Origin of the sequence: Rahnella sp. NRRL B-41462, from assembly GCF_003263525.1 — a bacterium.
Lineage (GTDB): Bacteria > Pseudomonadota > Gammaproteobacteria > Enterobacterales > Enterobacteriaceae > Rahnella > Rahnella aceris.
Genome location: NZ_JYDF01000005.1, coordinates 89,353 through 102,521, shown reverse-complemented (window position 1 = coordinate 102,521; position 13,169 = coordinate 89,353). Strand labels below are relative to the sequence as shown.

The window sequence follows — 13,169 nt, the reverse complement described above, 5'->3', positions numbered from 1 at the left end:
ACCTCGCGATTAACGTCCCTGGCGGGTCGTCTCTCGTCCGGTGAAAAGAATGATAATAGTTCTCAGTATCGTCTGTAAAGCACTTTGTTGAGAATATTTCTCATTACCACACTGATATTATGGCTACTTTATGAACACCTTAAGGTCACTAAGGACTACCATTCGGGGAACGGATCGGCCATGTTGACCCAGTGTTCGATGCCTTCTGCCATCTGCTCTTCGCTTAACAGGCACGCATCCAACTGCCGGATAATCTCTTCTTTATTCAGGTGCTGGCCGATAAACACCAGTTCCTGGCGCATATCGCCAAACGGCTCAACCCATTTCTCCATAATGTGTTCACGGGTCTCCTCGTCCTGCGGCCAGTCGCTTTCAGGCAGCGAACGCCAGAAAATACCCGCCATGCCATAATGCGCTATGCCGCCCGCCTGACTCCACTGCCCGGCATAGCGCGGACGCGACGCCAGCCAGAAAAAGCCTTTGGAACGCAGTAAGGTACCGCCCCCCCAGTCGCCGTGCACCACGCGGTAAAACTTATCCGGATCAAACGGCCTGCGTGCGGTGTAGACAAAACTGCTGATGCCGTACTCTTCGGTTTCCGGTGTGTGTTCACCGCGTAACTCTTTCAGCCAGCCCGGCGCCTGCTGTGCTTTGGCGAAATCAAACCGGTGCGTATTAAGCACGGCTTCAAGCGGCAGGCTGCCGGGGGAAATCGGTATAATGTGCGCATCGGGATTGAGGCTTTTCAGCAATGCAATCACTTCCCGCTGTTGCAGGCTGTCGAGCAGATCGGTTTTGCTCACCAGCAGCACGTTGCAGAATTCTATCTGGTCGATCAGCAAATCCGTCACGCTACGCGCATCGTCCTCGCCGAGACTTTCACCAGCCTCCTGCACACTGCGCGCTTCCTGATATTGCTGCATAAAGTTGACGCCATCGACCACGGTCACCAGCGTATCCAGTCGTGCGAACTGCGACAGACTTTCACCGTTTTCATCTTCGAAAGTGAAGGTTTCCGCCACCGGCAGCGGTTCTGAAATACCACTCGATTCAATCAGCAGATAATCAAAACGTCCGGCCTGCGCCAGCTCACGCGCGGAAATCAGCAAATCTTCCCGCAACGTGCAACAGATGCAGCCGTTGCTCATTTCCACCAGTTTTTCCTGCTGACGGTCGAGCGTGATTTCACTGGCGACCAGTGCGGCGTCAATATTCACCTCGCTCATATCATTGACGATCACCGCCACGCGCAATCCCTGACGGTTGTTCAGAATATGGTTGAGAACGGTAGTTTTACCTGCGCCAAGAAAACCGGACAGCACGGTAACAGGGAGTAAGGACATCATTAACCTCATATCTCAGGACAGTGCAGGAATACTTCGCCTGCGATTATTGTTATAATATAACATAACAATAGCAATCCAATTTCAAGGGTTTTATTGATACATGCTCTTTTTTTGCCGGAAAACGAACGGTTTTTGCGCGAAGTGCCGCAGTCCCGCACGCTGATTTGCTCAATGGATTGGGGTACCTCGCAGAGTACGGTACACTTAAGCTATTGCACCTTAACTTTGAAGCCTTTATGCGTCGTCTAACTTTGTGGATGATTTTACTGAGTGGCTTGTCCACGACAGTTTTTGCTGAGACTGCTCCAACACACGCCAGCCCGCCAGTCGTCAGTGCGCCGGTGAAAGATATTCGCCAGAGCGGCTTTGTCTATTGTGTTAACGGCATGGTCAATACCTTTAACCCGCAGAAAGCCAGCAGCGGGCTGATCATTGATACGCTGGCCGCACAGTTATATGACCGCCTGCTGGATGTCGACCCTTATACCTATCGCCTGATCCCCGAACTGGCACAAAGCTGGGAAGTGCTGGATGATGGCGCAACCTACCGTTTCCATCTGCGCAAAGATGTGCCTTTCCAGAAAACCGGCTGGTTTTCACCGTCGCGCAAGATGAACGCCGACGATGTGGTGTTCAGCTTCCAGCGCATCATCGACCCGAATAATCACTACCATGCTGTAAACGGTGAAGAATATCCGTATTTCGACAGCCTGCAGTTTGCCCATGCGGTGAAAAGCATCAAAAAACTGGACGACTATACCGTTGAGTTTCGCCTCAATAATCCTGACGCTTCTTTTCTCTGGCATCTTGCCACGCATTACGCACCGGTGCTTTCGGCTGAATATGCCGCGAATCTCATCAAATCCGGCAACGAAGAAGAGATTGATCGCCAGCCGGTAGGCACCGGCCCGTTCCAGCTTGGTGAATACCGTACCGGGCAATATGTGCGGCTGGCGCGCAACGGACAGTACTGGAAAGGCACACCGCGTATGGCACAGGTGGTGATTGATATGGGCGTTGGCGGCACCGGGCGTTTGTCGAAATTGCTGACCGGTGAATGTGATGTGCTGGCGTATCCGGCGGCCAGTCAGCTGTCCATACTACGTGAGGATCCGCGCTTGCGTCTTTCCCTGCGCCCGGGGATGAACGTTGCCTACCTGGCTTTCAATACCAACAAAGCCCCGCTCAATGATCCGCGTATCCGTCAGGCGGTGGCGCTGTCGATCAACAATCAGCGCCTGATGCAGTCGATTTATTACGGCACCGCTGAAACCGCTGCGTCTATTTTGCCGCGTGCGTCCTGGGCTTATGACAGCAACGCGCAGGTAACGGAATACAATCCGGATAAAGCGAAGCAAATCCTGAAAGACCTCGGGCAGGAAAAGCTCAACCTGCATTTATGGGTGCCGACGGCGTCGCAGTCCTTTAACCCCAGCCCGCTGAAAACCGCCGAACTGATCCAGGCCGATTTGGGACAGGTAGGGATTAAAGTCACCATTGTCCCGGTCGAGGGACGTTTCCAGGAAGCCAAGCTGATGGAGATGAATCACGACCTGACGCTGTCTGGCTGGTCAACGGACAGTAATGACCCGGACAGTTTCTTCCGCCCCATGCTCAGTTGTGCAGCGATTCATTCGCAGACCAACTATGCTCACTGGTGTAACCCGGAATTTGATGAATTGCTGCGTCAGGGGCTGTTGTCACAGCAACTTTCCCAGCGTATTGAGTTTTATCAGCGGGCGCAAAAAATCCTTGAGCAGGAACTGCCGGTGTTGCCACTGGCGTCTTCCCTGCGTCTTCAGGCTTACCGTTACGACATCAAAGGGCTGGTACTGAGCCCGTTTGGCAACTCCTCGTTTGCCGGCGTCTTCCGTGATGATGAAAAAAGTCGTGATAATGAAGGAAGGAAAGTTCCATGATTATCTTTACGTTACGCCGCATTTTGCTGCTGCTGGTGACCCTGTTCTTCCTGAGCCTTGTGGCGTTCAGCCTGAGCTATTTCACGCCGAATGCGCCACTGCGCGGCGCGTCCTTGTGGGACGCCTACCACTTCTATTTTGCGGGTCTTTGCCAGTTTGATTTCGGTGTGTCGAGTATCAACGGCGAAGGCATCTCTTATCAGTTGAAAGCGGTTTTCCCGGCCACGATGGAATTGTGCGTGCTGGCCTTTGCGCTGGCATTAGTCGTCGGGATCCCGCTGGGCATTCTGGCGGGAGTGATGCGTGGAAAATGGCCGGATGTCGCCATCAGCAGCATCGCCCTGCTCGGCTTTTCCATTCCGGTGTTCTGGCTGGCGGTACTGCTGATGCTGTTCTTCTCGCTGCAACTGGGCTGGCTGCCGGTTTCCGGTCGCCTGGATTTACTCTATCAGTTGAAAAGTGTCACCGGCCTGACGCTGGTTGATGCGTGGCTTTCTGATTCGCCATACCGCCATGAGATGATCATGAGCGCTATCCGCCATATGATTTTACCGATCGCCGCGCTGGCCGTGGCGCCGACGACCGAAGTGATCCGCCTGATGCGCATTTCCACCGACGATGTGCTGGAGAAAAACTATGTGAAAGCCGCCGCAACGCGCGGTTTATCACGCTTTACGATTATCCGTCGCCATGTATTACACAACGCGCTGCCGCCGATCATTCCCAAGCTCGGCCTGCAATTTTCGACCATGCTGACGCTGGCGATGATTACTGAGGTGGTCTTTAACTGGCCAGGCATCGGGCGATGGCTGATTAACGCCATCCGCCAGCAGGATTACGCGGCGATTTCAGCCGGGGTGATGGTCGTTGGCTCGCTGGTAATTGTGGTTAACGTGCTTTCAGACATTCTGGGCGCACTGATGAATCCATTGAAACATAAGGAATGGTATGCCCTTCGATAATGTATACCGCGAAAAACAGGTCCCGAGTCCTCTGCGCCATACGTGGGGGATTTTCTATCGCGACACACTGTCGATGATCGGTTTCTACGGCGTGCTCGGCTTGTTATTGCTGTGCATATTTGGCCATTTGTTAGCGCCTTACGCGCTCGATCAACAATTCCTTGGTTATCAGTTGTTGCCGCCCTCCTGGTCGCGCTACGGCAACGTGTCGTTCTTCCTCGGCACCGACGATCTTGGCCGCGATTTACTCAGCCGGATGCTTACAGGCGCTGCGCCGACGATTGGCGGCGCACTGGTGATAACCCTCGCGGCATCTTTATGTGGTGTGATCATCGGCGTACTGGCGGGGATCAGCCGTGGCCTGAAATCGGCCATTCTGAACCATATTTTCGATACCCTGCTGTCTATCCCTTCCCTGCTGCTGGCGATTGTCGTCGTCGCGTTTATCGGGCCGAAACTTGAGCATGCGATGCTGGCCGTCTGGCTGGCGCTGTTGCCACGCATTTCGCGCACGATTTACAGCGCTGTGCATGATGAGCTGGAAAAAGAGTATGTGGTCGCCGTACGACTCGATGGTGCCTCCACCTGGCAGATTCTGCGTTATGCCGTTCTGCCAAATATCGTTGCGGTGCTGGCAACGGAATTTACCCGCGCACTGTCGATGGCGATTCTGGATATCGCCGCGTTAGGCTTTCTGGATCTGGGCGCACAACTGCCGTCACCGGAATGGGGAGCTATGCTCGGCGATTCGCTGGAGCTGGTGTATGTCGCACCGTGGACAGTCATGCTGCCGGGCGCCGCCATTCTTATCAGCGTGTTGCTGATCAACCTGCTGGGTGACGGTGTGCGTCGGGCGATTAATGCGGGAGTGGAATAATGCCGTTACTCGATATCCGCAATCTGACCATTGAATTTATGACCGCCGATGGCCCGGTCAAAGCTGTGGATCGCGTCAGTATGACGCTCAACGCTGGGGAAATCCGCGGGCTGGTGGGCGAATCCGGTTCGGGTAAAAGCCTGATTGCCAAGGCGATTTGTGGCGTTACCAAAGACAACTGGCGCGTGACGGCGGACCGGATGCGCTTTGATAACATCGAGCTGTTGCAACTGACGCCACGCGAACGACGTAAACTGGTCGGGCAAAATGTGTCGATGATTTTTCAGGAGCCGCAGTCCTGTCTGGATCCTTCTGAAAGCATCGGCCGCCAGCTGATTCAGGCCATTCCCGGCTGGACCTACAAAGGCCGCTGGTATCAGCGCTGGAAGTGGCGCAAAAAACGCGCCATCGAGCTGTTGCACCGCGTCGGTATTAAAGATCACAAAGACGTTATGGCCAGTTATCCGTATGAACTGACCGAAGGCGAGTGCCAGAAAGTGATGATCGCCATCGCGCTGGCGAATCAGCCGCGTCTGCTGATTGCCGATGAACCGACTAACGCCATGGAGCCGACGACGCAGGCGCAGATTTTCCGCCTGCTGGCGCGACTCAACCAGAACAATAACACCACCATTTTACTGATCAGCCACGACCTGCAAATGATGAGCAAATGGGCGAACCGTATCAACGTGTTGTATTGCGGACAAACGGTTGAAAGCGCAGCGTGTGAAGAATTGCTGGCCACGCCGCATCATCCTTATACGCAGGCGCTCATCCGCGCGATGCCTGATTTTGGCCGCTCACTGCCACATAAAAGCCGTCTGAATACGCTGCCAGGTGCCATTCCTTCGCTGGAACATTTGCCGATTGGCTGCCGTCTGGGGCCACGCTGCCCTTACGCGCAGAAAAAATGCATCGAAACGCCACGTCTGCGTCTGGCAAAAACACATGCTTACGCCTGCCACTTCCCGCTGAACATGGAGGAGCAATAATGGGCGAAACCCTGCTCGAAGTCCGTAATCTGAGCAAAACGTTCCGTTATCGCACCGGACTGTTCCGCAAGATGAATCTCGAGGCCGTGAAACCGGTCAGCTTTACCCTGCGCGAAAAACAAACGCTGGCGATCATCGGCGAGAATGGTTCGGGCAAATCGACGCTGGCTAAAATGCTTTCCGGCATGGTCGAGCCGAGCGACGGCGAAATTCTGATTGATGATCATCCGCTGACGTTTCGTGATTATCGTTTCCGCAGCCAGCAAATCCGCATGATTTTTCAGGACCCGAGCACCTCACTTAATCCACGTCAGCGTATCGGGCAGTTACTCGAAGCGCCCCTGCGACTGAACAGCGAAATGGATGCACAACAGCGCGAACAACGCATCAACCAGACATTGCGGCTGGTCGGCATGCTGCCCGATCACGCCAATTATTACCCGCATATGCTGGCGTCGGGTCAGAAGCAGCGCGTGGCACTGGCACGTGCACTTATCCTGCAACCCAAAGTGATCGTGGCTGATGAAGCGCTGGCGTCTCTGGATATGTCGATGCGTTCACAAATCATCAATATGATGCTCGAATTACAGGAAAAACAGGGCATCTCGTACATCTACGTGACGCAGCATCTGGGCATGATGAAACACATCAGCGATCAGGTACTGGTGATGCACGAAGGCGAGGTGGTGGAACGCGGAAATACGGCCGAAGTTCTGGCGGCACCGCTGCATGACCTCACCAAACGGTTGATTTCGAGTCACTTTGGCGAAGCGCTGACTGCTGATGCCTGGCGTCGTGACGGTAATTAACGCCCCTTCTGCATAATAAACGGGCAGATTCACCCCCTGAACGGTGTCAGGAAACTGATGCCGTTTTCTTTATTATGCAAATCCACCCTCTTCTATTCCTTTTCGATATGATTTATCGCTTAACATTATTTTATATCGGCAGCAGTATCGGCAACGATAGGGTCTGATAATTTGCCTGAGTAGCAGGCTTGAAGAAAGGACCCGTTCATGGAACAACAACGCAAGGCCGCGCACAGCGGCTGGTATCATGAAACACAATCCAGCCAATATGGTCATCTGCCGCTCGATCCGCACGCTGCGTTGGTACAGGATCGCTTTCTGCTGGGCCTTGATGCTCAACTTGACCCGACACTTCGCCAGTTACTTAACGACCGCCAGCGACTACTGAGGGCCTCCCGCGCCTGTTATGAGGTACTGTTTCCTGACAATCTGCAGGTTTCACGTACCGAAACATTATCCTTGTATGACCGTCTCAGTAGTGCGCTGACGGTGGCACAGGTCAGCGGCGTACAGACACTTTGTAGCCATTACGCTGCCCGTCTCGCCCCGCTTCCCAGCCCTGACGCCTCCCGTGAAAGTAACATCCGCCAGACCCACATTACCCAGTTCGCACGATTACTCGCAACCCAGCCAACACTGATTACTGCGCCGATGCTGCATCAGCTTTATGACGTGGGTTTCAGCACGCGCGATATCGTGACCTTTACGCAAGTGATTGGCTTTGTCAGCTATCAGGCACGCGTACTGGCGGTTCTGAATGGTTTACGCGGCCGCGCCGCCGCCGTATTGCCAGGATTTCCTTCGCCGGAAGGTTGCGGGCAGAAAGGGTTTTCACTGGCGATGTTGCAATGGACGTCGCGTTTACCTGAAGTGGTGCCGGAAAATGCCAGCCAGCATCAGCAGGATGTACTGGATTTAATCGCGCCGGATGCGCGTTCATCCTCTTTCTATACATTGCTGGTGCATGACGCCGACGCGCTGAGCGAATTTTCTGCGGTATTTAATAATATTATGCAGGCAGGTGCGCAGCCGGTAGCCGCGTGGCGTGAACTGGCTGCCGTAGCCACATCGCAGCTAAACGGTTGTCTGTATTGCGCCGGGATCCACGGACGTATGTATCTTGAAGCGGGTGGGAATGAGATGCTGATTAACGAATTATTCGCAGAAAATCATCGCGATGATGCCGTTGATACGCTGTCGAAAAATCTGCAAGACAAAAAAGAGATTGCCTTGCTGGAAACGGTGGTCGCCCTGACCCGTACCCCGGAACGTTTTGATGCACGCCAGCTGCATAGTTTGTCTGATGCAGGTTATACGGCAACACAATCTCTGGATATTCTGCTGACTGCGGCGCTGTTCAGCTGGTCAAACCGTCTGATTCAGACGCTGGGCGATACCCTGAATCAGTAGTTCTTCACCTGTTTACCTTCATTCTTACTCCCCTCATTCCGGCAGGATATTCCCCTGCCGGTGATGCCAATTGTAAATACCTGCGCCACCTAACCGGCATAAGTCGTATTAATCTTATTTTCAATCGAAAATTTAGTGTTAAAACGAGAAACGGCTCACATTACACTGTGCGCCGTTCTGGTTGCGTCTTCAGCAGCAAACAAGCCATTCACAAACCACCATGTGAAGCACGATACTCCAGAGATATTCACTATATATTCACTACAAATCAGACAAATAAACTACTTAAGTATTTCCCTGTAAAACAATGGCAATATAAGAGTAGTGATTACAATTCGTGCAACATATTCATATTGTCTATTTAGAAAACATAAACATTAATTCTGCATAACATTTCGAACATAGTTTAATCACGTCGGATAAGTTAAATGTAACAGCATATGTCAAACTCCTTGCCACATTTACGAAGATAGTGAACATTACTTGCCGTCATCCCATCTTATAACAATGCAAAGGGTGCTTATTTCGCGCCACTTATGCGTTTCCGCCACATACGGCCGGAAGGAATAAACAGAGGTACGAGTGTCAACTGCAAACAAAACACCAAACAATGAAAGCGTGAGTCTTAACGCCTTCAAACAGCCAAAAGCGTTTTACCTGATCTTCTCCATCGAATTGTGGGAACGTTTCGGTTACTACGGCCTGCAAGGGATCATGGCGGTTTACCTGGTCAAAATGCTTGGCCTGAGTGAAGCCGACTCCATCACCCTGTTCTCATCATTCAGTGCGCTGGTCTATGGCTTCGTCGCTATCGGCGGCTGGCTGGGCGATAAAGTGCTGGGTTCAAAACGCGTGATCGTGCTTGGCGCGATTGTGCTGGCGCTGGGTTATTCATTCGTTGCCTATTCCGGCCATGAAATTTTCTGGGTTTATCTGGGTATGGCGACTATCGCCGTCGGTAGCGGCTTGTTTAAAGCAAATCCATCCTCACTGCTTTCTACCTGCTACGAAAAAGATGACCCGCGTCTCGATGGCGCATTCACCATGTATTACATGTCGGTGAACATCGGTTCGTTCTTCTCCATGCTGGCAACACCATGGCTGGCCGCGAAGTACGGCTGGAGTGTCGCGTTCTCCCTGAGCGTTGTGGGTATGCTGATCACCATCGTGAACTTCCTGTTCTGCCGCAAATGGGTCAAACGTCAGGGGTCAAAACCAGACTTCGCGCCGCTGCAGTTCAAAAAACTGCTGATGGTGCTGGTCGGTGTTGTCGCGCTGGTGTTCCTGTCAAGCTGGTTACTGCATAACCAAACCATCGCACGTATGGTTCTGGGTGTGGTTTCCGTCGGTATCATTATTGTGTTTGCGAAAGAAACGTTCTCAATGAAAGGCATCGCCCGCCGGAAGATGATTGTGGCGTTCCTGCTGATGATGGAAGCGGTGGTGTTCTTCGTGCTGTACAGCCAGATGCCAACGTCGCTGAACTTCTTCGCTATCCACAACGTAGGCCACGATTTGCTGGGTATCAGCTTCCAGCCTGAGCAGTTCCAGGCGCTGAATCCATTCTGGATCATGGTTGCCAGCCCGGTTCTGGCGGCGGTCTACACCAAGGTCGGTGACCGTATGCCAATGCCGCACAAGTTTGCGATGGGTATGGTGCTGTGTTCCGGTGCGTTCCTGGTGTTGCCGTGGGGTGCGAGCCTGGCGAATGAGCAAGGCATTGTGTCAGTAAACTGGCTGGTACTGAGCTACGCGCTGCAGAGTATCGGCGAACTGATGATTTCCGGTCTGGGTCTGGCGATGGTTGCTCAACTGGTTCCGCAGCGTCTGATGGGCTTCATCATGGGTGCCTGGTTCCTGACCACCGCAGCCGCTGCAATTATCGCGGGTTACGTGGCCAATCTGACTGCCGTGCCTGCTGACATTGATGACGCGCATGCTTCACTGGCAATTTATAGCCACGTGTTCCTGCAGATTGGTATTGCAACGGCTGTGATTGCTGTGCTGATGCTGGTCACTGCATCTAAACTGCACCGCATGACGCTGGATCGTGAAACTGATGAGAAACAACCTGAACTGGCTTCTGCTCAGTAAACGCGCAAGCGTCTGATGAGGGCTGACGAACGCCTCCTCCGGGAGGCGTTTTTTTATGGCTGGAATTTAGGATAAGTATTCGTTGTGTTAGGATTACGTAAGCGAGACTTACGAAAACGGAACCATCCTGATGCACGAAAATCACAGTCAATATAAGCAATTAACCCGCTATTTATCCGCCGATATTCTTAAGAACAAAAAGGATTTCTCCTGGCGGCGGATAATCATCAGGTGCATAAAACAACCCCAGCACCGGTACATTTTCTGGTGGCGTATCGCAAGCTACTTATACGCGACGGACAGCCATTTCTGCAAAGCCCGCGCCCGTAAGATTAACTACTCGTTAATAAGAAAGTATGGCATCGAGATCATGCTGGGAACGCAGATCGGAGAAGGCATCAGGCTTCCTCATCTCACCGGTATCGTCATCAATCCTCATTGCATGATTGGGAAGAATGTCCGGATCCGGCAAAACACCACCATCGGCATTAAAGTGGATGAGGGGAAAAGACGTATAATCATTGGCGATAATGTGGATATTGGTGCCAATTGCTGCATTATCGGCAATGACATTACTATCGGCCACAATGTCACCATTGGTGCGATGTCGTTCATCAATAAGAACATCCCGGACAATGCCGTGTGTTATAACGAAAAAAGCAGCAAGATAATCATCAAAACGTAAGGAACGCCTGCCGTCAGCGAACAGCGTTTATCGCCTCAGGAATGTTTCATTTACTCGGTGTCCGGCCTGTATCGGTTTTTTATCCTAAATTTTTCATCCTAAATAATACCGGCCTTTTCCACTTTGTTTCGCGCGGTACATCGCGGCATCAGCCCGCGCCAGCAGCGCATCCGGCAGCAATGACTGGCGCGCGCGACCAATCGCCACGCCGATGCTGGCAGACAGCGCCACCGGGACACCTGCGATACACTCGATGGAATGCAGAGCACTCATCAGGCTGATGCAAATACGGCTGACGTCACTCTCAGTATTCATCAGCCCGCTCAACAAAACGGTAAACTCATCTCCCGCCAGACGCGCCACAATATCTTGTGAACGCAGATTTTCACGTAAGGTATAACCAAAAAACTTCAGGATTAAATCGCCGAATTCGTGCCCGTAGGTGTCGTTGTACGCTTTAAAATTATCAATATCCAAAAAGAGCAATGCGATATCTCTATCTGCTTTTTCTTGTTTTCCGGCGGCATGAATCAGTGACTGCTGGAACGCGCGCCGGTTTGGTAATCCGGTCAGTGCGTCATGATTTGCCTCAAATTCCAGCTGAGCCTGTAACGCTTTAATTTCACTGATATCGGTTGAAAGGCCGTAATAACCATTGCGAATATCGTCGCAGGGGATAAGCGTGGTATGCAAAACACCGCCCTTGGCATGATGGGAGTGATCCGACAATTCGATTTCGTAACTTACTGTCATTCCCTGCAAAGCCTGGCGGATATAGGGCTTAATTTTCTGATAGCTGTCATCTCCTACCACATCCCTGACCTGCTTCCCGCTGACCTGTGTTTCTTCGACGCCATACCAGTTGGCGTGAAAATGATTCACAAAAGTGTATTGTTCATTCGCATCAACATGGCAAATCAGCGCGGGAATGTTATCGGTGATGGCTCTGAGGCGGTTTTTGCTTTCCATCAGTTCCCGTTCCCGGGTCAGACGCTGGGCGATTTCCTGATGAAGCTGATCCATCGCCACCTGCAACTCATAAGTCCGGTCGGCCACACGGCGTTCCAGATCCCCCTGCAGTGAATACAATGCCTGTTCGATATGTTTACGCTCAGTAATATCGCTGATGACAACAATGTAGTGATGGGCTTCACCAGCCACATTACGCACGAGTGAGGCCGTCAGAGTCACCCACAGCGTGCTGCCGTTCGCCCGCTGTAAAAGTTTCTCTATGCAGAAACTGTTTATCTCACCGGAGAGCAAACGGGGAATCAGCACGTTTTCGGCATAAAGATCATCGGAATGGGTCACGTCATGCAGCAAACAGGCGCGCAGCTGATATTCGGCATAACCCAGCATATTGCACACCTGCGGATTGATGCGCAGCCAGCGCCAGTCGAGTCCGACTAAGGAGAAGCCGACGGCAGCGTGAGCAAATGTCTGTTCAAATAAAGCCTCAGTTTTCGCCAGATTATCTTCTACCCGCGCCGTGTACTGCCGGTTTTCAAGGTGAAAAATATAACTTTGTACCAGCGCCGTCATATCCAGCAAAGTCTGCTGTTCCTCCTCACACCAGTCCCTCGGGCGATCATCAATCAGGCATAACGCGCCCAGCGCCACACCCTCTTTTGAATGCAAGGCACAGCCGGCATAAAACACGATGTGAGGCGCGCCGGTCACCAGCGGATTATCGTGGAAGCGCAAATCGAGCCGGGCATCCCTGACAATCAGCGGACCGGGCTCGAGAATAGTATGACCGCAAAAGGAGGTATCACGGCAAGACTGATGAATATCAATGCCGGTGTGAGAAAGGAACCACTGGCGGTCCGCGTCAATCAATGAAACAACGACAGCCTTAGCCTGAAACTGCCGGGCGACCATCCGGGTAATACGGTCGATCTCCTCAATTCCGGGGGAATCCAGGATCCCCAGAGAAGCCAGTATGGCAAGACGAGCCTGTTCATCAACTGCCGGTTGAGGGACTAACATAATGCGCTCTCAATGATTACTGATGACTATTTCACCAAGTCTACTGTGTTTGGCCGGGAAAACGGCTCTGATTCCGCCTCGCAGAG

At 52.4% G+C, this 13,169-nt stretch carries 10 protein-coding genes; 8 read left to right on the top strand and 2 right to left on the bottom strand.

Going from position 1 to position 13,169, the window contains the following annotated elements; genetic code table 11:
* Window positions 1–155: 155 nt before the first annotated feature.
* Window positions 156–1,343 carry a zinc metallochaperone GTPase ZigA gene (gene zigA, locus UC14_RS01875; RefSeq protein ID WP_112197136.1) on the bottom strand — a complete coding sequence of 396 codons (1,188 nt, stop codon included), beginning with the start codon at window positions 1,341–1,343 and terminating at the stop codon, window positions 156–158.
* A gap of 239 nt (window positions 1,344–1,582) precedes the next feature.
* Between zigA and sapA the strand changes: the two genes are divergently transcribed.
* The 8 genes from sapA to UC14_RS01835 all read left to right on the top strand — a co-directional run bounded on the left by sapA (window position 1,583) and on the right by UC14_RS01835 (window position 11,094).
* Window positions 1,583–3,265 (top strand): ABC transporter substrate-binding protein SapA, encoded by a 1,683-nt coding sequence (gene sapA, locus UC14_RS01870; RefSeq protein ID WP_037035550.1) that lies wholly within the window; start codon window positions 1,583–1,585, stop codon window positions 3,263–3,265.
* The gene (gene sapB, locus UC14_RS01865; protein WP_013576055.1) at window positions 3,262–4,227 is read left to right on the top strand and encodes a putrescine export ABC transporter permease SapB; all 966 of its coding nucleotides are present in this window, start codon (window positions 3,262–3,264) and stop codon (window positions 4,225–4,227) included. Before sapA ends, sapB begins: the two co-directional genes overlap by 4 nt.
* The gene (sapC, locus tag UC14_RS01860; RefSeq protein WP_013576056.1) at window positions 4,214–5,104 is read left to right on the top strand and encodes a putrescine export ABC transporter permease SapC; all 891 of its coding nucleotides are present in this window, start codon (window positions 4,214–4,216) and stop codon (window positions 5,102–5,104) included. The genes sapB and sapC overlap by 14 nt, the downstream gene beginning before the upstream one ends.
* On the top strand, window positions 5,104–6,096 hold the full coding sequence (gene sapD, locus UC14_RS01855; RefSeq protein ID WP_013576057.1) for a putrescine export ABC transporter ATP-binding protein SapD: 993 nt from the start codon (window positions 5,104–5,106) through the stop codon (window positions 6,094–6,096). The genes sapC and sapD overlap by 1 nt, the downstream gene beginning before the upstream one ends.
* Window positions 6,096–6,905 (top strand): putrescine export ABC transporter ATP-binding protein SapF, encoded by an 810-nt coding sequence (gene sapF / locus UC14_RS01850; protein ID WP_013576058.1) that lies wholly within the window; start codon window positions 6,096–6,098, stop codon window positions 6,903–6,905. The genes sapD and sapF overlap by 1 nt, the downstream gene beginning before the upstream one ends.
* Window positions 6,906–7,112: 207 nt before the next feature.
* Complete coding sequence (locus UC14_RS01845; RefSeq protein ID WP_112197130.1) at window positions 7,113–8,315, top strand: peroxidase-related enzyme; 1,203 nt, start codon at window positions 7,113–7,115, stop codon at window positions 8,313–8,315.
* Window positions 8,316–8,897: 582 nt separating this feature from the next.
* Window positions 8,898–10,409, top strand: a complete 1,512-nt coding sequence (dtpA, locus tag UC14_RS01840) for a dipeptide/tripeptide permease DtpA (protein ID WP_013576060.1) — start codon at window positions 8,898–8,900, stop codon at window positions 10,407–10,409.
* 130 nt (window positions 10,410–10,539) lie between these two features.
* The gene (locus UC14_RS01835; RefSeq protein ID WP_037035265.1) at window positions 10,540–11,094 is read left to right on the top strand and encodes a serine acetyltransferase; all 555 of its coding nucleotides are present in this window, start codon (window positions 10,540–10,542) and stop codon (window positions 11,092–11,094) included.
* A gap of 93 nt (window positions 11,095–11,187) precedes the next feature.
* On the opposite strand, the gene UC14_RS01830 is transcribed toward UC14_RS01835, so the two are convergent.
* The gene (locus tag UC14_RS01830; protein WP_112197129.1) at window positions 11,188–13,083 is read right to left on the bottom strand and encodes a diguanylate cyclase domain-containing protein; all 1,896 of its coding nucleotides are present in this window, start codon (window positions 13,081–13,083) and stop codon (window positions 11,188–11,190) included.
* Window positions 13,084–13,169 lie beyond the last annotated feature (86 nt).

Bases quoted from the DNA above. Each gene is read 5' to 3' on its own strand.
- zigA (WP_112197136.1), bottom strand. From the start codon at position 1,343: ATGTCCTTACTCCCTGTTACCGTGCTGTCCGGTTTTCTTGGCGCAGGT.
- sapA (WP_037035550.1), top strand. From the start codon at position 1,583: ATGCGTCGTCTAACTTTGTGGATGATTTTACTGAGTGGCTTGTCCACG.
- sapB (WP_013576055.1), top strand. From the start codon at position 3,262: ATGATTATCTTTACGTTACGCCGCATTTTGCTGCTGCTGGTGACCCTG.
- sapC (WP_013576056.1), top strand. From the start codon at position 4,214: ATGCCCTTCGATAATGTATACCGCGAAAAACAGGTCCCGAGTCCTCTG.
- sapD (WP_013576057.1), top strand. From the start codon at position 5,104: ATGCCGTTACTCGATATCCGCAATCTGACCATTGAATTTATGACCGCC.
- sapF (WP_013576058.1), top strand. From the start codon at position 6,096: ATGGGCGAAACCCTGCTCGAAGTCCGTAATCTGAGCAAAACGTTCCGT.
- UC14_RS01845 (WP_112197130.1), top strand. From the start codon at position 7,113: ATGGAACAACAACGCAAGGCCGCGCACAGCGGCTGGTATCATGAAACA.
- UC14_RS01835 (WP_037035265.1), top strand. From the start codon at position 10,540: ATGCACGAAAATCACAGTCAATATAAGCAATTAACCCGCTATTTATCC.
- UC14_RS01830 (WP_112197129.1), bottom strand. From the start codon at position 13,083: ATGTTAGTCCCTCAACCGGCAGTTGATGAACAGGCTCGTCTTGCCATA.